Annotated in this window: 26 protein-coding genes and 1 pseudogene; 3 read left to right on the forward strand and 24 right to left on the reverse strand. The window is 48.4% G+C overall.

Translation table 11 applies throughout. The features are described from left to right. Window positions 1-96: pseudogene (locus H8S52_RS14365) on the forward strand (rRNA adenine methyltransferase); the annotation flags it as partial. A 109-nt stretch (window positions 97-205) separates the two neighbouring features. On the opposite strand, the gene H8S52_RS14370 reads toward H8S52_RS14365, so the two are convergent. The 18 genes from H8S52_RS14370 to H8S52_RS14450 all read right to left on the reverse strand — a co-directional run bounded on the left by H8S52_RS14370 (window position 206) and on the right by H8S52_RS14450 (window position 16011). Beyond that, complete coding sequence (locus tag H8S52_RS14370; RefSeq protein ID WP_117722014.1) at window positions 206-1324, reverse strand: site-specific integrase; 1119 nt, start codon at window positions 1322-1324, stop codon at window positions 206-208. Between the two features lie 12 nt (window positions 1325-1336). Continuing rightward, a complete protein-coding gene (locus H8S52_RS14375; RefSeq protein WP_009316591.1) occupies window positions 1337-2161 on the reverse strand; it encodes a toxin-antitoxin system YwqK family antitoxin in 825 nt (274 codons plus the stop codon). After that, a complete protein-coding gene (locus tag H8S52_RS14380; protein ID WP_004328540.1) occupies window positions 2158-2913 on the reverse strand; it encodes a DUF4261 domain-containing protein in 756 nt (251 codons plus the stop codon). Before H8S52_RS14380 ends, H8S52_RS14375 begins: the two co-directional genes overlap by 4 nt. A 145-nt stretch (window positions 2914-3058) precedes the next feature. Next, a complete protein-coding gene (locus H8S52_RS14385) occupies window positions 3059-3979 on the reverse strand; it encodes a hypothetical protein (RefSeq protein WP_117722015.1) in 921 nt (306 codons plus the stop codon). Window positions 3980-4029: 50 nt separating this feature from the next. Beyond that, the gene (locus H8S52_RS14390; RefSeq protein ID WP_004328542.1) at window positions 4030-4296 is read right to left on the reverse strand and encodes an immunity 17 family protein; all 267 of its coding nucleotides are present in this window, start codon (window positions 4294-4296) and stop codon (window positions 4030-4032) included. Between the two features lie 11 nt (window positions 4297-4307). After that, window positions 4308-4766 (reverse strand): hypothetical protein, encoded by a 459-nt coding sequence (locus H8S52_RS14395; RefSeq protein ID WP_009316593.1) that lies wholly within the window; start codon window positions 4764-4766, stop codon window positions 4308-4310. Between the two features lie 35 nt (window positions 4767-4801). Then, window positions 4802-5455 carry a hypothetical protein gene (locus H8S52_RS14400; RefSeq protein WP_004328544.1) on the reverse strand — a complete coding sequence of 218 codons (654 nt, stop codon included), beginning with the start codon at window positions 5453-5455 and terminating at the stop codon, window positions 4802-4804. Window positions 5456-5492: 37 nt separating this feature from the next. Beyond that, the gene (locus tag H8S52_RS20000; RefSeq protein ID WP_243635778.1) at window positions 5493-5933 is read right to left on the reverse strand and encodes a DUF3137 domain-containing protein; all 441 of its coding nucleotides are present in this window, start codon (window positions 5931-5933) and stop codon (window positions 5493-5495) included. A gap of 8 nt (window positions 5934-5941) precedes the next feature. Next, on the reverse strand, window positions 5942-6520 hold the full coding sequence (locus H8S52_RS20005) for a hypothetical protein (protein ID WP_243635779.1): 579 nt from the start codon (window positions 6518-6520) through the stop codon (window positions 5942-5944). 3 nt (window positions 6521-6523) lie between these two features. After that, on the reverse strand, window positions 6524-7084 hold the full coding sequence (locus H8S52_RS14410) for a LemA family protein (RefSeq protein ID WP_004328546.1): 561 nt from the start codon (window positions 7082-7084) through the stop codon (window positions 6524-6526). 14 nt (window positions 7085-7098) lie between these two features. After that, on the reverse strand, window positions 7099-7806 hold the full coding sequence (locus H8S52_RS14415) for a hypothetical protein (RefSeq protein WP_004328547.1): 708 nt from the start codon (window positions 7804-7806) through the stop codon (window positions 7099-7101). A gap of 46 nt (window positions 7807-7852) precedes the next feature. Then, entirely contained in the window at window positions 7853-8881 is a 1029-nt protein-coding gene (locus H8S52_RS14420) for a DUF1266 domain-containing protein (protein WP_087381354.1), read from the reverse strand. Window positions 8882-8922: 41 nt separating this feature from the next. Continuing rightward, the gene (locus H8S52_RS14425; protein WP_087381353.1) at window positions 8923-9894 is read right to left on the reverse strand and encodes an ankyrin repeat domain-containing protein; all 972 of its coding nucleotides are present in this window, start codon (window positions 9892-9894) and stop codon (window positions 8923-8925) included. Window positions 9895-9904: 10 nt separating this feature from the next. Then, complete coding sequence (locus H8S52_RS14430; RefSeq protein WP_087381352.1) at window positions 9905-11464, reverse strand: ankyrin repeat domain-containing protein; 1560 nt, start codon at window positions 11462-11464, stop codon at window positions 9905-9907. Further along, the gene (locus H8S52_RS14435; protein ID WP_040293443.1) at window positions 11461-11910 is read right to left on the reverse strand and encodes a hypothetical protein; all 450 of its coding nucleotides are present in this window, start codon (window positions 11908-11910) and stop codon (window positions 11461-11463) included. Before H8S52_RS14435 ends, H8S52_RS14430 begins: the two co-directional genes overlap by 4 nt. Window positions 11911-12946: 1036 nt before the next feature. After that, window positions 12947-13966: a hypothetical protein gene (locus H8S52_RS14440; protein ID WP_009316601.1), complete on the reverse strand. Its 1020-nt coding sequence runs from the start codon at window positions 13964-13966 to the stop codon at window positions 12947-12949. A gap of 15 nt (window positions 13967-13981) precedes the next feature. Continuing rightward, complete coding sequence (locus H8S52_RS14445; RefSeq protein WP_004303996.1) at window positions 13982-15571, reverse strand: phage terminase large subunit; 1590 nt, start codon at window positions 15569-15571, stop codon at window positions 13982-13984. A gap of 5 nt (window positions 15572-15576) precedes the next feature. After that, window positions 15577-16011 (reverse strand): DUF5675 family protein, encoded by a 435-nt coding sequence (locus tag H8S52_RS14450; protein WP_009316602.1) that lies wholly within the window; start codon window positions 16009-16011, stop codon window positions 15577-15579. A gap of 136 nt (window positions 16012-16147) precedes the next feature. Here H8S52_RS14450 and H8S52_RS14455 point away from each other — a divergent pair, with 136 nt between their 5' ends. Then, entirely contained in the window at window positions 16148-16429 is a 282-nt protein-coding gene (locus H8S52_RS14455; protein ID WP_008142902.1) for an HU family DNA-binding protein, read from the forward strand. A gap of 23 nt (window positions 16430-16452) precedes the next feature. Here the strand turns inward: H8S52_RS14455 and H8S52_RS14460 are convergent, their stop codons facing one another. The 6 genes from H8S52_RS14460 to H8S52_RS14485 form a co-directional block, all read right to left on the reverse strand. Continuing rightward, window positions 16453-16689, reverse strand: coding sequence for a hypothetical protein (locus H8S52_RS14460; RefSeq protein ID WP_009316603.1), 237 nt, complete (start codon window positions 16687-16689; stop codon window positions 16453-16455). Window positions 16690-16985: 296 nt separating this feature from the next. Beyond that, window positions 16986-17162, reverse strand: coding sequence for a histone H1 (locus H8S52_RS14465; protein WP_009316604.1), 177 nt, complete (start codon window positions 17160-17162; stop codon window positions 16986-16988). Window positions 17163-17340: 178 nt separating this feature from the next. Further along, window positions 17341-18618: a phage integrase SAM-like domain-containing protein gene (locus H8S52_RS14470; protein WP_004293508.1), complete on the reverse strand. Its 1278-nt coding sequence runs from the start codon at window positions 18616-18618 to the stop codon at window positions 17341-17343. A gap of 180 nt (window positions 18619-18798) precedes the next feature. After that, window positions 18799-19422 carry a site-specific integrase gene (locus H8S52_RS14475; protein ID WP_186910093.1) on the reverse strand — a complete coding sequence of 208 codons (624 nt, stop codon included), beginning with the start codon at window positions 19420-19422 and terminating at the stop codon, window positions 18799-18801. 142 nt (window positions 19423-19564) lie between these two features. Further along, entirely contained in the window at window positions 19565-20269 is a 705-nt protein-coding gene (locus H8S52_RS14480) for a ComF family protein (RefSeq protein ID WP_117984455.1), read from the reverse strand. A gap of 63 nt (window positions 20270-20332) precedes the next feature. Then, window positions 20333-20929: a DsbA family protein gene (locus H8S52_RS14485; protein WP_117984457.1), complete on the reverse strand. Its 597-nt coding sequence runs from the start codon at window positions 20927-20929 to the stop codon at window positions 20333-20335. Window positions 20930-21381: 452 nt separating this feature from the next. On the opposite strand from H8S52_RS14485, the gene hepB reads away from it, so the two are divergent. Next, the gene (gene hepB, locus H8S52_RS14490; RefSeq protein WP_186910094.1) at window positions 21382-23703 is read left to right on the forward strand and encodes a heparin/heparin-sulfate lyase HepB; all 2322 of its coding nucleotides are present in this window, start codon (window positions 21382-21384) and stop codon (window positions 23701-23703) included.

Genomic DNA, 23703 nt, shown 5'->3' on the forward strand with positions numbered 1-23703 from the left:
CTTAATGCTCAAATTGTTTGTTTGTCTCCAAGTCAATGGGTAAACTGTTTTTTGGAAATGCTGGAAGTTGTCCCTGAAAAATTTCATCCTTCGTAGTTCAAAGTCGGGTGGTTGTCAAGGTGATTTTTTTTGGTTTGGTGTCGTCTTTTAAGCTGCCGCATAACGTTATACTATCAGCCGATTTGGCTGTTATTTTCTTTAAGTATCAGACCTCGTCTTCCTCCATCAACAGATCGTCCAACGGGCTTTTGATATTGCTTTTGAAAGTGTCGGCTATGTGGACATACCTTTCCGTTGTCTTGATGTTGTTATGTCCCATAAGCTCTTTCACAATTTTGATGTCGGTTCCTTGCTCCAGCAAGTGGGTGGCGAACGAATGGCGCAGCAGGTGCGGATAAATCCGTTTCGTGATTCCCGCTTCCCGAGCCGCAGCCTTCAACCGTTTCGACACGATACTCTCGGTGAAAGGTTCGCCCGGTCTGTGTTCAAAGAGCCACACTTTCGGTTTGTATAGTCTGTTATATTCCGTCAGCTTTTTCATCAACGGTTTTGACAGCAGGGTGTAGCGGTCCTTCTTGCCCTTTCCCTGACGCACCCGTATCAGGGAGCGGGGGTCGTTGATGTCGCCGGGTTTCAGTTCCAGCAGTTCGCTGATGCGCAACCCTGCGGAGTAGAGTATGGAGAACATACAGAAGAAACGCAGGTCTGTCACTGTCACGTCGAGTATTTTCTTTATTTCCTCCTTGCTCAACACGTCGGGCAGCGTCTTCTCCCGTTTGGCACGGTTCACCTTGTAACACCGCCGTTCCTGACCGAGAACTTTCTCGTAATAGAACTTGATGGCGTTGATACGCTGGTTTTGCTGGCAGGAGGATATGTTTTTCTCATGGATGAGATACAGCAGGTAGTCGTTTATCTCGCCGGGAGTAACCGTTTCAATCTTACGCCCCTCGAAATATTGTTGGAAATCGCGGAAATAGGAGGTATATACCCTTACGGTATGGTCACTGTAACGCACTTGCTGGAGTTTTTCCAGATAACCTTCCGGCAGTGGCGGCCGTTTGTCTTCCTCTTTACGGGGTGCGGTTTCCTTGATGGCGGAATAGTCTATAAACGCCATTTTCACATAGCGGTCGAAGAACTCGGCAAGCACGAAATTCTCTGCCGGCAGATAAGCTCTGCCACCGACAAGCAGTACGTTTTCTTCCTTCGACAGCGACAAGCGGATGTCATTGTCATTACCGAAAGTCACTTCGACAAATTCTCTCCCGTTTCTTACCACAGGAGAAAGTTTGATTTTGGGTTTTGGAGTATATATTTCCATGTTTTTTAAATTTTACCGGTCCCACTCGTTCAGGATTTCTCCGCTTATGATATCATATCGTATCCAGTGTCCCGTCTCGCGTCCCTCGGTGTATTCGCCTTGGACTGCGATATCGTCCCGGTCGATTTCTTTCCACGAACCGTGCTTGTAGCCGTTCTTGTACGAGCCGGATTTGTAGGCGTACAGCTTGCCATGTAGGTGGGCCGTGTATTCGTAGGGGCCGTCCAGTTCGCCGTTCTTATAGTGGCTGACGGTTTTGCTGACCCATCTCTCGGTGGTATCCTCGCTGATTTTCCATTGTTTTCCCTCTTTCCGGTCGTCGGTATAGTTTGCCTCGTAGATCTGCTTGCCGCTTTTCGGGTCAAAGCGTTGTTCCTTGCCGTTCCGCTTGCCCTGCCTATATTCCTGAACCATGTCCGGCTTCCCGTCGCTGAACCATGTCCTTACCGTACCGTCTATCTTCCCGTACTGCATGGGTGCTTCCCGTTGCGGTGTCTTTCCGTCCTGATGATAGGAAACGAACAGACCATGCCGTCTGCCGTCGGTATACTTGCCCTTTTCCCGCAGGCTGCCGTTGCGGAAACGCCTGTACTCGCCCTGCATAACCCCTTTGGAAAAATGCACTATTTCCTCATCCTGCCCCCGCAAGATACGGAATTTGCCCGATAGCGGACGTTTTCCGCCCTTCAGATAATGGACGACTGTTCCATGCTGTTCGTCCGTGGTGGTTCGCAAGTCACCGGATTCCACGATCCGCTGTGCGAAGGCAGAACAACACAGCAGCGTGAGAACGATGGCCGCAAGCATTTTTCTTATGTTTCCCTTTACCTTTCTCATTCGTCCGGATATTCAAGTTTCAATGTCATGCCGTCCAAAGCGATGCCTTCGCTAAGCGTGATGGCAAGTTTCTGTTCTTCGGAGAATCCTATGGTTTCCCCGTCCTGCAAGGTGACATCATCCGACAGGATATAATGCACGATGTCCATTAGGAAATCACGGATGTCACTCAGATCGGCAGGGGCATACACTTCGATTTCCTCTTTCCCGAATTTTCTCAGTCCGTAGGTATAGATGCCGGGGATTCCTTTCTGTGTGCGGTAGATGCCGAACCATACCCAGTCCATGACGGGCAGTTCATCTTCTTGCAGGAGTGCGGCCATATCCCTGTAAAATTCGGGTTGGAACACCATACCGTCGGTATATACCGCTGTAGCGTAGGACTGTTTCAGGCAGGAAGACGTGGCTCTGGTGAACAGTTTGGCTCTCTCCAGCAGGTTGGATTGGTCTCCGGTCACGGATACGAGGATATGTGCCTCGTGTTGTCGTGCCACTTCTGTTGCATCTTTCCACAGGTAGTTGCCCTGTGCATAGTGTTCCGCTTCTCCGTTGGGTACGGGACCGGGCATGATGGCTATTGCCAATGTCATGCCGCTGAACATTCCGACAAGTACGTCCCCGTTGTCGTCGTCATCGGTAAGGACGATTCCCCAGTCTTCCTCGAAGTCATGGATGAACTGTTTCTTGTCCCATTGATTTTGTGAAAGCAACACGGACGAGACAAAGCATCCTTTGATATTATCCTTTTCCATATAGTTCTTTCTTTTTGAGTCGTCAATTATTGAAGATTCTTGCGCAAGATAGGTATTTTACCCTGATTCCTTGGTACTTTCATCTGTTAATATACGATAAATGCAGGCCCTGCCTGTGACTTTACAGATAAAGGTTGCGCTCCGTTCAATAGATGCGCACATACTGTACTTCCCCGTCAAGCAGTTCAACATAGCGGTTGTCGGAAAAGCGCAATGTCTCCAGAGTCCTGCCTTCCTTCTTGACTTCCGATTTGTGGTATGGTTCGCCCCACGCGGCGATGACCATTTCCCTCGTCATGCCGGTATCGACCTTGCGGAAGGCAATCAGCTTCCCGTATTTCTCGCCGTACCGTTTTTCCAGCTGGCCGATACGTGCCGTGCTTACAAACTCGTACACCTCGTCACCGCCTATAGGAAATGCTTCCACACGGACACCGTCAGCACCTTCCATCAGCAGAAACGCCCCGTCACTGTTCATCTTCAGGCCGATGTCCACACAACGGTACTCCGCACCTTCAGCCGGGGTGATTACCTGACCGTCCTCGGTCTCGACGGCCTTGGCAAGTGACAGGAATGTCTGTCCGACAAAGCGTTTCAGTTTCTCATAATACCCTATACAGGTCATGCTCAGCGGATACCTGAATGGGTTGTAATACATCTCATCACCGCTTTCTTTTTCACGGAGCAGCAGGCAGCATCCAGCCGACAGGTAGTCTGTCTTTGTCCAGACCTTCACTACCTCGTAATATTTCCCCACTATCTCTTTAGAAGGGGTGGTACTGATGTTGACCGCCTTGTACACCGTTCGGTCATCCCCGGTAAGGAAATTGACCGTGTAGAAAGCATCCCAGTAGCCGTTCCTGTCATTTTTTACCCCATGCATGTACAGGGTCTGTCCCGGAAGGGAAGTGAAACTCCGCTTCTCCACGTTCGTCAGGCTGTCATAGGGGTGGGCATTTGTCACCGTGTACTCTTTCAGTCCATCGTTCTTGGGAACGATGTTAAGCTGTGCATGGGCATACATCACCGTGCACAGGAAGAAGGTTATAATTGGAATTGTTTTCATACTCAATCACTTTTTAAGTTTACAGGTGGCATCCGGGAAAGAGCACTCAGCTATTTGCCGGAAATAGAGAACAGGTACAGAGACAGTCCTATCCCGACGGCAAGAATCACTCCCAGCCAGAACCGGAAAGTTTTCGGACCGAGCAGATTCATCCAGAAGTTACCTCCTGTACTACCCGGACGGGAATACGTCCACTTCCAGCCACAGATGACACCGACAAGCCATATCAGAAGCAGGCCCGCCACGACCAGATAGCCGTAGCGGGGTTCCTGCTGTATCAGATTCGGAAAATCCTTTATTTTATCCAACCATTCCATATCTCACCGGTTTATTTTTTCAAGAGCGCCGCAAATTCTTTAAGCTGTGGCAGTCCGTCAAAGAAATCAACGTCAAATTTGGCCGTTGAGCCGTTGGCGAGGGTGATTGTCAGAATACCATTGTCGTAATTGTAGTTTGAACTGGATATTTCCGACAATGTAAAAGAACGCATCTCAACATTTCCTTTCACGATGACCGGGTATGTCACCTTATCGCCGTCAACCGTGATGATACAGCTTTTGGCAGCCAACTTGCGGGCCTTATGTATCTTCCGCCAGGCTCTGAACAGCATGTACAGTCCGACAAGGGCAAGGATGATGGCTGTTGGTAACGGTCCGAGGATGCGAAGTGTACCGACTTTTATACCGAAAGGATAAACTACCGGTACTATTATCAGTCCGGCACCGACAAGGATTTCAGTCAGATTGTCCTTGATGGACGATTTGGAAGAATAATTGAATGTAGCCATATTCGGATATTAGTGAAGTTATTCGTTCGGTGATATTATTTTATGAAAAAGTACCAGATAAGCAGAGCCGCGGTGATGATTATGGACAGGACCGTCATGGCCGACCTGTATTTTTCGACAGCAGGCGATTCCTGCGGAGCTTCAAATTCCAGTATCGTAGGTGCTTGGCCTATCGCGCTATTAGGAATAGCCTCTATCTTGAACTCGTTGGGCTGTTTTTCAATGCCGATCAAGGCATAGGCACAATCAAGCTGATTGGCCTTTCTTGGCGAGAATACCGATTTGCTGAACAGGATGACGCCGTCATAATGATCGCTTATTTCCATTACCGAATCCATATCCCGTTGTCCTGTCAGTATATGACGGCCTGTATCAGGATCTACTATGTAATAGTCATAGCCACAGGACTGTACGGAATCATAACGGATTTCACCGATTTCCAGCGTATCCACTTCAGCCTTGATGCTCTGAAGGGTGGCCTCGTCAATTTCAGTCCCTTTCAACGGGCAGGCATACAGGCAATAGCGGCTGTCTTCGTGCATCACGGTTCTGATGGGATAGAGGTTTACTACTTTGCGGTTTTCCAGTTTGAGGTATGTCTTAGACAATTTGCCGATTGCTTTCCCGTTATAACCGGCTGGAACAGCACCTCCTTCAAGAATGGCTGACAGATTTTTAAGTTCGCTCATGTTGTAATTCTTTTTATTCGTTTTCGATTATTGTTGATTATTTGATTCCATTTTCTACAGTGAGACAGAAGTTCACCTCCCTGTACAGTTGTTCCAGCAGATGTTCGTCATCCAGCGACTTCCTGCCGGGACGTAAGAAACCGTCCGGAGTGTCGGATGCGTAGTAGAACATGTTCCCGTTGAAGGAGAGCATCAAGTCACGGCTGAAGGATTTCCGCAGGGCGGTCAGCTTCCGCATCATCGCCGGGGTGAGCACCATGCGGGCTTCCACCTCGTCATCCGCGTACACGGCAAAATGCCTCTCGAACTCCGGGTCTTCCAAATGTACGAATTTTGCCCCGTACTTTTCCTTCATTCCCTGGATTGTTTGCGCCAGGTAGCCGATTTTGTTTTCCAGATGGTCGGGCAGCAGCATCACGTAGCCCCTGAAGGTGCGGTTCAGCTTGCAGCACCCGAACATGCCCCTGAAACTGTGCATCGTGCTCTCTATCCTGACTCCGAATATCGGACGGAAAAATACTGGTACGGCACTTCAAGGAAGTTGAAGGCCGAGAAATCTTTCGAATTGGCTGAAGTCACACCGGCATCCACGACAGTCATCATGTCATTTCCGACGGGAATGTCAAGACGGCCGTAACAGGTCGAACTTACCGAATTGCCCGATGACAATGCCGTTCCGAACAGGCGGCTGTCCGCAAAGACTTTCGGCTGTATGGAACCGGAAGGATTGTACCTTGCTCCCGGGAACAGCAGGTAGATGATGTGGGCCATCGTGTAGGTTTCCCTCTTGTTCAGCGCGGCAAAACATTTCATGAATGCGAAATGAAGTACAAAAAATACGGCAAAGCCTATCATGAGGTATTTTCCCGTGGTGACGGAAGTCTCATAGTCAGTACGGTCCACGAGGAATCCGCCGAAGATACAGAAACCGAACCACACGACGGTACACAGATAGACAATGGAGGTCAGGATGCGGAACACAATCCGGAGCATCCTGATACGGGACATCTCTTTCTTCATGTGAAGGGAAATGCCCTTGAAATCTATATTCTGACTTTCTTCCATGCTTTACTTGAATAATTCTCCCACTTTCACTTCCTTGATCTCACTTTCCGGGAACTCTATCAACTCCTGCTGCTCATGCTTGCGCCAGGATGCGATTATCGACGACGGAAACATTTCAATGTAATTGTTATAATCGGTAGCAGCGGCATTGTAGGTGCGCCGGATTGCCTGCAGCTCATTCTCCATGTCCTCGATCTGGACCTGAAGATGAAGGAACTGCTGGTTCGCCTTCAGCTCCGGGTAGTCTTCCACCGCCACATTCAGTCTTGACAGAAGCGAGGACATTTCCGTACCGCTTTTTATCTGCTCGGACTCTGTAGCGTTCGAAGCCCTTGACCGCAAATCGGCAATGCGGATGAGAATCTCATTCTCGTGCCCCATGTATGCCTTTACGGATGCGACAAGATTGGGGATCAGGTCATTCCTCTGTTTGAGGACCACGCAGATACCACTTCTGCATTGCTTGACCCGGTTCTTCTTTGCAATAAGGCTGTTGTTAGTGAATACTGCCCATAAAATAATTATGAGCAGTACCACGATAATACATATAACGGCTATAATCATATTTTCAGATGGATTTAGACATACAATTCAGCCGGTATGACTCTGATTGTCCCTTCCCAGTAGAAGTGGGGGACGATGCCGTCTGAAGGAAGATAGCCTTGGGGAAGTTCCTTGTAATAAAGGACAAGTTTCCTTACTTCCACATCGGCGCCTTCCACGATTTCACCACTCAGTTTCACGGTTGACCAGCAGTCCTCCTCCTTGGCAAGACTGACTACGCCCTCACATCCGGGAGCTACCGGCTGCCTGCCTTCACACATGTTGCGCAGCTTTTCCATCACTCTCTTCAGCCATTCCATATCGTTCATGTGTCCCTTGTCCAGTGCGTATATGCCAATACCATGGAAAGAGTCGTCCTTGTGCTTCACGCCTTTCCACGCCTCTGCCGGGGCACTGACAATCCCCGCGTAAACGATATATCCTTCCGTGAATTTTCTCAACCACTTGCTTTTGCCCAGCCATGGTGCCTTTCCTGCAAGTTTCTTGAAGAACTCGGTCTCAGAACTGCGTGGCGTCTGCATGTACGGTTTCATCTTGTCAAGCTGTGTCGGGTTCTTGTACAGTTCCCTGTCTCGCTTGGCTTCTTCGGCCTCCTTTGCACGCCGTGCGGCCAGTTTCTCCCTGTATTTACTTACGTCAAGACCTTGTGCTTCCATTTGGTCAAGATCATTCTCTGTCATGGTTTTCTCCCATTCTGTTGCTGCATTTTTGAAAAGTGCCATAATCGTAAAACTTTTAAGATATTGTTGATTCTATTTTTTTTGGATTCTACCATTCGATTGCCTTCCAAGGGGAATCTTCTTTATTGAGAAGCGCTCCCACGACTTCATCCGCAGTCTCGTAGTCATCTGTTTCGCCTCTCCATATTCCGCGTCCCACGGCAAAGCTGTTGCCGTATTCTTCCCATGAACTGAAGGATTCCTTGGCTATGCCGGCAGTGGTTCTGATGGCTTCCCACATTTCGTCTTCATTGATGTAGCCGCAGATGAAAGCCCAACGGGCCATGTTCACGGCACGTACAAGGTCCCATGCCAGCACGGTTTCGGGCAGGTCCGCTTCCGTCGTTTCATTTACTCCCATTACAAATTCAGCTATCGTGAACGCATCGCCGATCTTGCTGTCCTCGTCCGCCTTTTCTTCCTCGGTGATGGCCTCGATTCCACGCTGGCGGATTTCAGCCAAGGCCGGATCCGCACCGGCATGTTGGCCTTCGTTCAGCAGCCATGAGATGGTCTCCAGGGCACTCTTCCTGTCAGTAACTTCCCACCATTCCTCAAGCATTTCCTTAAGGGTGTCCGTGCCTGCTGTACTTTCAAGGGAGTCCACGTTGTCATCGTTGTATAGGAACAGAGGTGCCCCATAAGCCAGAAGTTTGTTCTGTTCAGGTGTCAGGCTGTTGTCGCCCTTGCGGGTGATTTCCCAACCTGCATATACGTCAAAACCGTCCGAGAAATCCGGTAAACCTTCCGGCATGAATCCGGCATTCATTGCCTGCTGCATCATGTTCCCTGCGAACTCGATGTTTTTGCTGTAGGTCTCCATTATCGCCTCGGGATCCTGGGCGGATTCTGCCATCATCTTTGCCTGGTATGCCTGTGCCTCCGCAACTCCCGGGAACATCTCGGCCGAGTCCTGCATCAGCTTTTCATGCATCTTCATCAGGTCGGTGCCTTCAAATCCGGGTATGTTGCCATACAAGGCTTGCGCCTGTTCCAGTGCTGCTTTCATGGCCTGAGCCTGTGCTTCTCTTGCGATTTCCTCGGGTGTCTGAGGTGTCTTCTTGGTTTCTTCTGCCATATCTTTCTAATATTAAATTTGTTAATGAATATCTTACCTGTTTATTCCGCTCCGTTTTCAAGAAGTTTTTCCACGATTTCGTTGAAGCCGCGCTCTCCTGCATAGTACAGGGCGGTGTGCTGGAGGTTGTCTGAGATGCTAACATTCGCGTGAAATTCAAGCAGGACGGACACAAAATCGTTGTGGCCCTCCTTGGCTGCAAGAATAAGCGGGGTTTCCCCGTTGTCATTCTGTGCGTCAACCGCAGCTTTGGCCTTCAGCAGAGCCTCGCCTATAAAGCGGTTACCTGAAATGGCCGCGTAATGTATCGGGGCATTGCCGCTCAGCATAGCTTTGCCGGGATCGGCTCCGGCCCCGAGAAGAAGGTTGACCATGACAAGATTCCCCTGCATACAGGCGAGTATCAGCGGAGTCTCTCCGCCGTCATTCGTCGAGTCAAGCATGGACTTGTCTGACAGGAGCAGCGTGCGGACAATTTCACCCTGTCCGTTATACACGGCCTGATGAAGCGGGGTGTTGCCACGTGCATCCCGGTCATTCCCGCACGAGAGTCGGGCGACCACTTCCCGCAGCCCGTGGGCTGTGGCATAGTCGATGGCCTTGTGGCCGGAGGCATCGGCGACCTCCGTATCGGCTCCCTGATCCATCAGGAAAAGGGCGGCATCTGTACGCTTGTTGTCAAGCAGGCATATTAGCGGGGTTTGTCCTTCATTGTCCGTCACGTTGATGTCGGCCCCCTTCTGGAGCAGCTTCCCGAGGATTTCCTTGTTGCCGCTCCGTGCCGCCGCGTGGAGCGGGCTTTCGGAACGGTTGTTGATACATGACGCGTCGGCATCGTTGTCAAGAAGCAGAGCCACTATGTCCCTGTAACCTTTCTGACAGGCATAATAAAGAGCAGTGTTTCCTTCCTGATCCCTTTTGTTGATGTCAATTCCTCCCTTTTTCAGGAATATCTGGACAATGCTTTTCTGCCCGTTTCGGCAAGCATTGAGAAATGTCTGGTTGTTGTCCATATATCTTTGTTTAAGAATATTTCAATAATAGTCTTACGAGATTGTCATTGTTGTAGTCTGCCGCCACGTCCATGGCCGTTTTGCCTTCATTGTTTACGGCATTTACGTCAGGCAGCTTGAAGTCCAGCAGGAGTTCAATCGCTTTCTGTGCCATGCTGTCACGACAACATGCCGCCACATAATGCAGGAGGGTGTTTCCCCGGTTGTCCGTCTTGTTCACGTCAGCTCCGGCTTCGAGAAGCTTTTCGAGGATTTCCGTGGGGTCGTCAGAACCGGCTGACCAGCCGTAAGGCACATATTTTTCGTTCGCCTTATGACCACCGAAGAGCATCATCATGGGAGTTTGGCCGGAAAGATTGGCGGCGTTGGGGTCGGCCTTTCCCTTGAGCAGCCAACCGAATGCCGTTTTACCCAACCTGTAGCCGGTATGGCGGCAGGAAAGGGCAAGTGCCGTGTTGCCTTCTGCATCAACAGGAAGCTCGGGATTCCAGCCTTTTTTCTTCATCAGGTCAAGCAGCCCCTTGTAAACCTCGGTATCCTTGCAGAAATAGTCCTTGCTCACCCATACCGAAAAAGCCGTTTCTTCATTCGGGAAACGGTAATTCGGATTCGCTCCGCCGTTCAGAATCATGGCCGGAGCATCCTGTATGCTGTCAAACCAGCTGAACGCACAAGCGAGGGGCGACTTGCCTTCAAAGTCATACATATCCTTGTGCTCGCACACCGTCTGCAGGTCTGCACCCGAACGCAGAATGGCATCCAGCGCCTCCATATCCTTCATGTACATAGCCTGGAATATGTCCATGTTGCCGTGCAAGGCCGAAAGTTCGTCAACATCGGGGTCGCTTCCGGAAAGGAAGGCCGCGATCTTCATCGCCTTGTTCTCTATGGCGGCATCCCAGGCTGTCTTTCCACTGTTTGACTTGTCTTCCGGATCGACCTTGTCTTCTTCAACAAGCCTTCTGGCAAGTCGGTAGGCGGCTTCGCCATCATCCTCCAGCCTTGCAATCCTGCTCCTGATTTCCTCTATCTTGTTTTCGGGGTAACTGTATTGTACGGATTCGTCCAGTTCCTTTTTCGCGAACCGGATATCCCTTCTGATGTCGCCTGAAGCGGCACAAAAACCGAAAAGCACGTTCTCGCCGTTAAGGTCGGTTGAGTTGACGCGTGTTCCGGAATTTATGATCGCTTCCGCCATCTTGAAATGACGGTTCCTTACGCACTCGATAAGGGCCGTCGTATTCTTAGCCGAACGCGGTATATTCGCTCCATGTTCCATGAGCACGACGGCTATTTCTTTCAGTTTGTCTTCATCTGCACAGCCGGCACTGGTTCTGCCGAGGATATGAATCGGGGTGGAACCGTTTGCATCCTTCGTGTTGGGTTCGGCATCACGTTCAAGAAGTATCTTGACCCCCTCCGTGTCTCCATACTGGCAGGCAAGATGCAACGGAGAACGGTCTTCGTACTGTTCGTCGCTGTCATCGACGGACACTTCCCGGAGCGCCTGATGAATTGCATCCTTCGGCTGACTTGTCGAGTAAAGCCTGTATATGTCACTGTATTTCATGGTTGTATGTTTTTTATCAGTTCTTCAATGTGTTGATATTTATTGCCCAAACGGGCGTGGATAGTCCGCACCTCCGTGTGCAGGTGCAGTCTGGCCGACACTTTCGCTTTCAGCCTCAACAGTTGTACGGCGGCGAGGTTATCGGGAGCATCCTCCGGCATGGGACAACCGGCAGGGCTTTTTTCGTATTCCCAGCGGAGGACGGCTTCCGGCAGGTTTTCCGGCAGACGTTCCGTTAACGGTGGCAGCAGCCTCTCCGCTTCCAACAGCAGGGAACGGCAGTCATTATACAGAGAAAGGTAGTAGCAGCATAACGCCTTGTTGTAAAGTGTCGGCAGGTCAGACTTTCCTGCCTGCGTGAAACAGGAGAAGGCAAAGGCATATTCGCCACTTACCATATAGGTAATACCTGCGGAGAAAAGTTCTTTTTTCTGGGATTCAGGCATGGTTTGTTTATTTCCATATATTCCAATCATAGATACTTAAACACTAAAAGAGATTTCAGACTGTTATGGGTGGAAACAAAAAACCGACGATATTCGGGCGCAGAGAACGCTCCCCAGTACCGTCGGACCATAAAAATATCCTGCCTTTTTTGAGACAATATGGCAGAGGATGAGTATTTATAGGAACTTTTGTCGTAAGACAAGGATAACCCCGGATAATTGATTCCGGTAATCCATTGTAAATTAAATGTTTTATTATATATTGACGCGCGATAATTGTGTGTGTGTGTGTGTGTGTGTGTGTGTTTACACGAATTTTCCACACTGCCAAATTATCAATACACTTTTTAAGGGAATATGTAAGGTAACTAATGCACACAAGAAAAACGTCCGCTTTATGCGAAGCTTCGCTCAAACAAATATCATTTGTTAAAATCGAGCGACATTTTACAATGTATCCATTGTCATACATATCAGTTTATTAGAGTGAATACTTCTTCAAATACAAAATTAGAAAAATGTTTTGTTCTGCAATGAAATAACCGACACTTTTTTCAGGGAAAAATAAAAATGGCTTTATTATAATTGCCTTGTACCATAGAAAACGGGCAGAGAGCATGCAGTTGCTCATCTGCCCGTCCTGTAGGGAGAACCGTTTCATGCCGCTATCGGATTCACTTTCAATGTAGTCTGAAAGATGAACGCCTCTACTTTCATGTTGATTATGAAACATTGTTGGTGTGCGTGATAAGACTTCATGCCTTATTCAAACCTAAATCCAACGGGCACAAAAACAAGTAAATAATTATTCAATGTCTTGAGATTATTAAATACCGCAAAGGCAGTAAGGAATATAGCAGATTGGATTATTCTAAAAGGCCAAATTTATATCTTCTTTTGGCGGCATATTACAAGGAACTTGCCACCCGTTCAGGGGGGCTCTTGTGGAAACGGAACTAACAAACAAGCAGTAATTTCGTTTCTTGTTCATGGTAAAGACTACGACAACAAATCCGGTAGCGGTATTTACTGTTATTTAGGTCAGCCACGGGTTTCGATACGGGTCATAATCTGTTTGGAAAGTAGCCAGTTGCCAATCGGTAACCGGCTTTTTCGTGTCATCGACTTTACGGGGGATTTGTGGATTAAGTCGCAATTTGGCGGCATCATTAAGCCATTTCATGCTGTCCTCGTAATCGCGCATACGGACAACACTGACATTATTCGGGGCAATGAGTTTCGTGAGCTCGTAGATAGCCAATCGAACCATATGCTTCTTGAGGTTGTAGTTTCGTGGATCGTGTAATGATAGGTTTAGACCGACTTGCGGCGTGTCCGCGTTCACATCCGTTTCCGGGTAAAATACCCGTCCGTCATAAACTACATATTCGTGTTCCGACAATTCGTAGGCATTGTATGATGAATCGTAATCGGCTATGGCTCCCCAACAGTCGGACACCATAGGGTCAAGATTGCAATCGAAACAGTCAAGCGTCATCAAAGTATAGAACGCCCCTTCATATTCAACGACTGACCACAGAGGATACTCGACAGGCTGCCATAACGTGACTTCCGTCTCGATCCAACCGCCGACCATCGGGATACGGATATCATCGAACTTGTACCCGTTTTCGGCAAGGCAAATATAGACAACACCGTTGTAGTTTACTTTATCACCCGGATAATAGGTGTTGAACTGGGAGTAATTTACAACTTGTCCCGCATCGACGTGGATATCGGAACACTCTTCCCAATAGATTGCCGTTGCCGGCTTGCGATAGCCGCTGACGGAGCGTATCACCTCATGGATTTGTCCCTCGAAATAGACATGCACACCCACGGGATAGGTAATTCGATGGTCGTATTCGGCGATATATTTTCCTTTTGCAAGTTCCTTTTCAATCTCGTAGTTCTCTGACAAATATTCCACAATGCTCATCTCCGCCGATTCTTCCGCCTGGATGAATCGTGCATCATTGCCCCGCGTGAGTTGTGCTAGTGCTTCCGGAGTAATTATCCCAAGATAGTCGTCATTATTGAGAAACCGTCTGTACATATCCTTGTTCCGTTATTAGTATGAAAATCCTTCCTGAATTACCGATGTGGAGACCACATACCCGTTCCCGTCGCCTCCGCTCTTGAACTTGTACCAGCTGTCGCGCAGGTAGTAACAGAGCAGGTAGTCAAGGCAGTCGGACAAGTGTCCATACCGTTCATATTTGACACCGGTTTTCGGGTCGGTGGTCTTCTGTTTGCTCTTGGTACCGTCCTCGTTACGAAGCTGGTAAATCAGATCCTGGGTAAGTTTGCGACATTTGATATCGATTTGTATCTCCCAGCCTTCATAGCCCCCGAATACCTCGTTGACGAACTCGCACCGTGTAGCCTGCGGAGGCTGCTTGCGTAACAGCTTTACCTTCGGTCGCAGGATTCCTCTGCCGAAAGTGTCCGTGATGATGGTATAGTTGTTGATGCCGTCCTCGTTGGTGGTGGAGCGTTGTAACCCGGAAGGGTCACCGGTCACATCCACTCCGCCAATATGCTTGTCCCGGTAAAGTTTTAAGCGTACTTTCCGTGCCAACGCAGGTGTGTTGTTCTCCTTTTCCTCCGGCTTGCCGAGTATCTCTTCCAGTATATAGACCTTCCTGTTTTCATAGTCTATTTGTGCGGAGAGCACCGACATTTGGGGGGCAACATTGAAGTCCCACACCGTGATGAGCGGCTTGGTCGGATCGTATGCTTTTTCTTTCAGTCCGGTAACGAGATGCCGGGAGCCGTCGAAACTGTTATAAATCGCCATATCGTTGGCTTCCACGAAATCCCAGTTGCCATAGAGCAGGCGTTCCTTTGTCGCCTGGTCCCGGATCTTGTTCAGGGCCGCCTCGTACACCTGACGGAAAGCGATATTCGGGTTGTCAAACACGGAAAAAGGTATATACGCTTCACCCTCGCGGCAGATGACCTTGTCTCCGTTTTCGTCCTGCACGAAGCGGGAACGCACCCAGTTAATCGTCGGATTGGTGGTGAGCAGCATTCTCGGGGTCTTGAATGTCTCATGGGTTCTCCAGCGGAGACGGGAGAACAGTACTTCGACGGCCCGTTCCGAGATTTCCGACACCTCATCCACCATGGCGATGGTATATTCCGAAGAGCCGAAACGCTCGAAGTTGGGGTCGCTGGGGATATCCGCCATCTCCTTCATGATGATGACCGAGTCATTCCAGAATGTGAGCGTGCCTTCGAGGTTGTTTATCTTGTAGTTTGTATCCTCTTTCAGTCCCCAGTCCTTCAGAATCGACTTGATGGTGTTCCATGTCGATTCCTTTAACGACTTGAGTGTCTTACGGGCCACCACCGCACGGATATTCTCGAACCGAATACATGAAGACACCAGCCAAACGCTGCCGATATACGATTTTCCGCCGCCGGCCGCTCCGCCTCCCAGTATCAGCTGCGGCAGGTTCTGCGACTTGCAATGCCTGCATTGAGGCCTGTACTGAGGGTTGCCTTGCTGGTCATAACCGATAAGGATTTGCTCGATCTCCCCGCCACAATGGGGACAATAGTTCGGTTGCAACAGTTTCCAGAGTTCATACTGCCGTGGGGACGGTTTGAACTCGATGCGCAGGTTTCTGGGTGGTTTGAGCCTGTTGACCGCCATTCGATTTATATAATCTGAATGGTTATGTCCCTTTCGGACTCGAGCATGGCATACAGTTTTTGGAATGTAGTACGGGATTCCAAAACTTTTCCCTTGACCGTATTCTTTCCCACGATGATACAACCGGCGGAATCTCCCTCGGTGTTGCCTGAATGGATCAGGATGCCGAGGAAATGAGGTACATCGTGCAGATATGGCATTTTTTTCTTGTACTTGGGGCTGTACTGAAGGGTAACTTTATAAGTCCCGGCAGGAATGGCGGTCTTGGAATAGACCTTTTCCTTGCAGGTACAGGAACGGCCGCGAGGAGTATCCGGACAGGTTGCCGGAAGTTCCCTCACGGCATCTTCGATGGTATTACAGAAAAATTTGCCGTCGATGGACAGGTCGCCTATGGTATAGGTCTGACCTTTGAATTTGCGGTTGAGTGTCAGCTTCATACTTCGATACTATTTGTATCGAAAGAGTAGAGACGGACGCCGGCTAATGTTTATTATATGTGTTTGTAAAAGGAGGATATTTCAGGAAATGATGTATCTTTGTGAACGGATTGACAGTATTTAATCAAGAGTTAATATGACAAAAGCGGATATCGTCAGGGAAATAGCAACGCAGACCGGTCTGGAGAAGCAGGTCGTGTTACAAGTTGTCGAAGGATTCATGGATAGCGTAAAGTCTTCCATGATAAACGGCGAGGAGGTTTATCTTCGCGGCTTCGGTTCTTTTATCATCAAACACCGTGCGGAAAAGACAGCACGCAACATAAGCAGGAATACCACGATAATAGTGCCTGCCCACAATATCCCGGCATTCAAACCGTCAAAAGCCTTTGCAGGAAGGATGAAATCAGACAAATAAGGTGATTATATGCAACAGGAGCGTTATTCAGATGCTCCTGTTACTTTATACAGGGCAACGAGGTTGGTATTGTCCGATTGGAACAGGAAACGGCCGTTGCTTAAAAGGCATTCGTGGATGGTGTTGTCATTAGGATCCGACTCCAATAAAGCCCCCGCCTTGTTTTCATCGATAAGCAGCATTTCTATGCCTTGTACGGTGGCGGCAGTTGCATCAGCAGGAATTTTCAAAAGTTCATCCATCAGATTCATGTCGTTCATAATATCTCCGTATTTGGCTTGAGTCCCGTCAAGCATTCAATGTACCAAGACCAAAAAGCGTGGGACATAACCCGTAGCACCGAGGTTCTGGTAAACCTATCCGCAAACAAGTTAAGCCCACGCAAAAGCATAGGCGAAAACTGTTTGTCCTGCGGATAAGTGAAATTTACCAGATTTCGGTGCATGACAAAAGCTAACGCTTTCCGTATTTTATTATGTCGTTCTGCCAATATGGTTTTTATGCCGCATCTGCAGAAGAACCGGCCATTATGTGATAACGACCGGACGTGTAAAGGTTATTTTTTAGACTCTTCCAAGGAAAGCTTACGAAACTCTTTCATCAGTTTTTCCAGTTCCAACGAGGTCTTACGGGCACGGGTCCCTGCGGCCTTGTTGCCTTTTTCAATCTGAAGTGCCGCATCCGTGGAGAATGTAGCATATACTTCCTGTATTTTTGAAACCAATTCTTTCATATAAATTCTATTTAAGTTATTGACCACAAAGGTAATGAAAATAATCGAGAATAAGAGCGATTTTGTCAATATTGCAAATATCACATTGGTAATCAATGACTTTTAACAGCCATTACACCGTATGATTTATCCATCAGAGAAATTGTCAAGGTGTTTACAACTTTATGGATATGTCTGGTCAGAACATTTCTTCCATCTGCCGCTTGATTTCTTCCCGCTTTGTATTCTTGTAGTAATGCTTATAGATGGTCAATGGGCTGTTACCAGCCATCTCTGCAACCACATACGGATTATTACCGGCATCTACCATCTTCGATATGAAAGAGCCACGGGCGGAATACCATGTGATGTTTTCTTTAATGCGCAGCATCTTGCATGCTTTCGTCAAGGTTTGTGAAAGGCGTGTGGAAATTTGCTTGACACGTGTAGTCTTCTTGGAAGTGGTCGTGTGTTTATGAGTAAAAACAGGAAATACATAATTTCCATAACTTTGCCCACGGTATTTATTCATGATGGCTTTTGCTTTACTGAGTAATTCCGGTTTGGCTGTTTTGGGAAACTTGATACGTTCATAGACGATGCGGTCTTCCTGGACCAAATCCCATGTCAGGTTACATACATCGACATTCGCCATACCTCCGGTATAGTAGCTGAACAGGAACAAATCAAGATGCAACTGCTCTTTTTTCGTAAACAAGGTACGGTCAACATTTGCGATTTTAGCTATGACTGTTTCCGGAACTGCTCTTGAAGTGGTTTCCGGCCAATTAATATCATCACCGAGACAGAGGAAGTTATCCATATTCACCCCGTACATCTCTTTCTTTTCTGCCTGCCTGCATACGGCACGGAGCAACCTTAGTTTGTGTGTAAGTCCGGCCTTGTTGCCATTTCTGATACCTCTTTCTTTAAGCCAAAACGCAAAGTCAAGAAGAAACTCTTCTGTAATATCCGTAAAGAAATAAGAGGAAAAGGCTTTTTCATATTTTTCCTTTGTAAACGCCTGCAGTTCACGCTTGAGATAGACATACCGTTTAGCATTGGTCGTGCTGTCGACAATCTGACCGTTCTTGATGCGTTTCTTGTTTTTGAATGTCTCTTCAAGATAATCGATCATCTGCTGGACACTCTTTACTTTGACCTCGGGTTTGGCCGCCTTGATTTCATCGAAGCAATGTGATAGCTGGACGGGCGACCAGTTCCTGCCTTCCATCTCCCAGGTATCGGCGACATGCAGATATTTGGTTCGCAAATCGAAAAGCAGTTTGTTCTTGGTAGTGGCCTCCGCACTCCCTACACGGAAACTCTGAGACTTGACATCCCAGTCTTTTAATAGCCCTGTGATGTTTATAACCTTCGGCACACGGGCGTAACCGGTCTTGAAGAAAATTATCTCCAGCTTGACCATCTTGGTGTCTTTCGGGTTCTGCTTACCCCTGATGTTAATCGTGTACATAGACTGATAACGAGTTAGTTAATGACTTATTATTAATTCGCATTAGTAGGAATCAATTGGTATTAATTAACCTACATAGAAACCTACATGAAAAGAGTAGTTTCCTTAGCGAAATAATGTTTATACGGATAAATCCGTACTTGTGTCATTTACTAACTCGTTATCAATCAACTATTTTTCCTAATCACAAAAGTTGTGTCCGAAAAAAGGGTGTGCCTTTCTGGTATTCCTGAGATTGCGTATAATCTCCATTGCCTCAGCTTCTACGCGTACAGTGAGCCATGCACCCGTTTTTTTACGACGGTATACTATCACATTGCCACGCAAATCACAGTTCCGCAGAAAAGCAATATCTACAAACGGCATTCCGCGAAGCATAAAAAGCAATAAAAAAAGCAAGCGCGTAAACTCCAGGCTCTCATCCGCCACAGGTGCATTGAGCTGCCGGAACACATCTTCATCCACAGCGCGTTTCACAGTTACCTTTGTTCCCGTATATACCCCCTTGAACAGCCTGGGCTGATAAGGAGCCAGCCCATCATCTACGGCACGGAAATAAGTGGCACGCAGCATCCTCATATACGTGGAAATTGTATTCCAATGGAGTTGGCGCTCCAGCAGATACTCTTGAAATGCTTTCAACCACACGGGGGTGACCTCTTCAAAACTGATGGAGTCCTGCTCCATAAAATCCTTGATACGATTCAATGTACTTTGATACACATGCGCCGTACCCATGCGCTGTTCTTCTTTCAACTGAGAGACAGTCATAGCCATATAGGCTGACAAATTTGTTTTATCCATATCGTTTCTACTTTAAAAGTGAACCATATAAATGTCTAAAAAACAAATTAGTTCAAATGACTATTCTATTAAAAAAGTACACAGATTACAAATTTTAATACATATCCGGAAACTTCCCGTTCTTCCGAAATACCGGAATTTATCAAAAATTCGCAACAGCAAGTGTCAGCACGCTGATACGTACCCCTTCCACGTCCCGAAACACATCGGCGCACGCAGTAATGGTAGCTCCGGTAGTCAGTACGTCGTCCACCAACAGGATATGCTTTCCGGCAAAACGTTCGGGGTGGCGAAGATGAAAGATGCCGTCCACATTCTTCCACCGTTCATAGGCAGATTTCCTTGCCTGCGCTTCCGTATGCTTCTTGCGCACCACAGAAGCAGCATCCAAAGGAATACCCGTAACCGCCGCAACACCTTTGGCTACACATTCGCTCTGGTTATATCCGCGCATCCGTTGCTTGCGGGGATGCAAAGGAACGGGAACGATGACGTCCACATCGCGAAAGAACTCCGAAACAGCCAACTCCGCTGCCATAAAACGCCCCATGGTCTCTCCCAAGTCCTTACGGCCGCCATATTTCAATTGATGCAGTATCCGGCGGAAATCACTGCCCTTATGATAAAAGAAGTAAGAGGTAGCGCGTTCCAAAGGAAGTTTTCCCCAGAACGTGCGTTCCACCGGATTATCCGCACAAAGATGATAATCCGTACGGGACAAATCCATATTGCATTTCAGACAAATAGTCTCCTCCCCTTCCTGCAGAAGTGTGCCGCACACAGCACACTGCCGGGGAAAGAATAAATGAAGAAAAGATAAAAGCCAGACTTTAAGCGTGTTTTCCATAAGTTTGTTTTTCATACCCAAAGGTAGGGACAAATCACCTATAAAAAAGTCTCTCTTCCGATATCAAGGTTTCAAATAGACCACCGTTTTGCCGCTGCCATATTTGCGTATCATCCCCTCCGCAAGGTATCGGTTCAGGTCGGACACCGCCCGATGCCTCACCAAACCCGTTATCGATTCATAATCCGCCCGTGTGATGCACCCGTGTTTATTCAAATGCTGCAATAATTTTTCCTTGCGTTCCTCCTCGCCCATCAAGGAACGGGATACGTACGGCGACGCTTTGCGTTCCAGCTCCATCGTACTGAAACGGTTGCGGAATTTGCTCCCGAGGCGCAGGTTCACATTTTGAAAATGTACCGACGGAGAGCGGATTTCTTTCTTGTCGGTAACCTGACGGTCGCATTTCAGCGATACGGAGAAATAGCCCAACTCGCCCACTTCCACCGTCCACCCCTCGGACAGCCAACTGCACAGTTCGTCTGTAACAGCCTGCAAAGTTCCGTCGAGAATGGCGGGACTGAAACCGGTGGCCTTAGCCACCAACTCACGGAATTTACCGGCGGAGATTGTTCCCCGTGGCAGGATACGTGCATGCAGACAAACGCTTTCACCGTTTTCATCCGGCGGACTTTGATACAAATCATAATAAGCACTCATATAGGTAAACTATTAATCAGTTAATGCCAACCGGTGTATGTACCATAGATAAATAGCCGGATTACGGTAGATAATTCGTTAGACCCCGGTTATCCTTTCGTCAGACCTTGGTCTCCCTTTCGTTAAACCCTGGTCTAACGAAAGGATAACCGGGGTCTAACGAATTATCATTCGCAATCAAAGGTACTAATAAATATAAGAGAAACGAATAAATCCTGCAATTATTCCGCCTGATTTATCCTACATAACGGATAATTCAGAAAGCACACAATATTAATAATGTCCCAGCATATATCATTTATGTTCAAAAATGGGGCCACAGAGGCTTTTTGCCTATTCAAAGCCTATAAAGATAACTATTTTTGCCTTACATTTACAGAGGACTAAGCACGGTCCGCCTCTCCAAAACAAAACGGGAAACAACTACTTATTAATATACCAAACAAAAAAACATGAAAAAAAGTATCCTATTTATCACGAGCTTTTTCCTCTGCGTTTTCTGTCTGAAAAGCAATGCGCAACCAGGCAGGCCAGAGGTTACCTGGGAGAAAATGGAAGGCGTCACAGTACCCATTCCGCCGCAAGTACACCCCCGGCTTTATGTACGCTCCGCCGATTTGCCCGATTTAAAGAAACGCATGGAGCACCCGCATGTAAAGGAAGTTCTGGCTACCCTGAACAAATTGGGCAAAGACCGTACCCCCGAAGAAGAGGCAAAAGTCAAGGACCGAGGGTTCCGCTATTACTTTGAAATGCGTGGCGTGACCAGCCGCGTACAGGTGCAGGCACTTGACTATCTGGTGTATGGCGACAAGAAACAGGCCAGAAGCGCCATTACCGCCATGCTGGACACGCTTCAGAACGTCAATTACGGAACAAAAGGCGATTTGTCGCGTGCCAGCGGTGTGATGCTCACCTGCGGAGCAATGGTATATGACTGGTGCTACGACCAGATGAAAGAATCCGAAAAGAAAGCCTACATAGAATCTTTCATCCGCATAGCCAAAACAATGGAATGCGGCTATCCCCCACGCAACAACGAACCGATTGCCGGGCACTCCAGCGAATGGATGATACTGCGGGACATGCTTTCTGCCGGCATATCCATCTACGATGAGTATCCGGACATGTACAACCATGTAATAAAGATGATGTTCAAGGATTATCTGCCTGTGCGAAACTACATCTACTCCGGGCATAACTACCACCAGGGAACGAGCTACGTAAATGTACGTTTCAGCAACGACCTCTTCTCGCTCTGGATTCTGCAACGCATGGGCGCAGGAGCCATATACGACCCGGCGCAGCAGTTTGTCCTGTACGACTTCCTCTACCGCCGCCGTCCCGACGGGCAGGTGATGCCGGCCGGCGATACGAATCCCATCAGAAAAAACATGCCGTCCTACTCACTGCCTGCCATGCTGGCTTCCAGCTTCTACAAAGACAGCTATCTGGCATACGAGTACGAACGCAAACCCAACATCGAACGCCACTGCCTCATCTTCGACATTCTGTGGAGAGACTTGGATTTGAAGGCCAAAGCTCCCGATGACCTGCCGCTGACACGCTATTCGGGAAGTCCTTTCGGCTGGATGATAGCCCGCACGGCATGGGACGAAAACAGCGTGATTGCCGAAATGAAGATAAACGAACAGTTTGTCGGCAACCACCAGCACTTGGACGGCGGCTCTTTCCAGCTCTATTACAAAGGTCCCCTTGCCATCGACGCGGGAGCCTATCAGGGAAGTTCCGGCGGATACAACAGCCCGCACAACAAGAATTTCTTCAAACGTACCATCGCACATAATTCGCTGCTGGTATATAATCCCGATGAAAAATTCGCCTGCTGGAACTATGGCGGAGGCGGCAAGACCGAATTTGCAACCAATGACGGCGGACAACGCATGCCCGGCGACCGCTGGGAAACCTGCCGCTCGTTCGAGCAATTGCTAAGCAAAGACTACACAACCGGCAAAGCCCTGGCGCACGGATTCGGGCCTGATGCCTGCAAACCCGACTACTCCTATCTGAAAGGCGACATCACGCAAGCCTACACGGATAAAGTAAAAGAAGCGAAACGCTCCTTCGTCTTCCTGAACCTGCACGCTGCCGAAGTGCCCGCCGCACTTATCGTATTTGACAAAGTTGTGTCTTCCGACCCCACATTCAAGAAATTCTGGCTGCTGCACAGCATTGAAGAACCTACGATAGAAGGCAACCGTTTCATTGTCCGGCGCACCAAAAACGGCGATACCGGAATGTTGCAGAACCATGTATTATTGCCCGAAGCCGGAAATGCACAGATAGAAAAGGTGGGTGGCAAAGGAAAAGAATTCTGGGTATTCGGAACCAACTACCCGAACGACGCACTTCCCAACCGCCCCGATGATGCCAACGAACGGGGAGCATGGCGCGTGGAAGTGTCTCCTGCCGCACCTGCCACCGAAGACTGCTTCCTGAACGTAATGCAGGTTGCGGACAACACCTGCAAACGGATGCACGACGTGAAACGTATTGATGCGGAGAAAGTGGTAGGCGTACAGATAGCCGACCGGGTCGTTACCTTCAGCAGAAACAGCCGGCCTCTGTCCGGCAAAGTCGATATGAAAGTAGACGGAAACGCTGCCATGAAATTTGTCATCACCGACCTCATTCCGGGAACATGGCAAATAAAGAAAGACGGGAAGGTATATATCCCTGCCATGGAAGTACGTTCGGACGACGGCATCCTTTCTTTTGAAGGCACTGCCGGTCATTACGAATTTCTGCGCTAA

Source organism: Bacteroides sp. NSJ-48 (genome assembly GCF_014287405.1).
Taxonomy (GTDB): Bacteria; Bacteroidota; Bacteroidia; order Bacteroidales; family Bacteroidaceae; genus Bacteroides; species Bacteroides stercoris.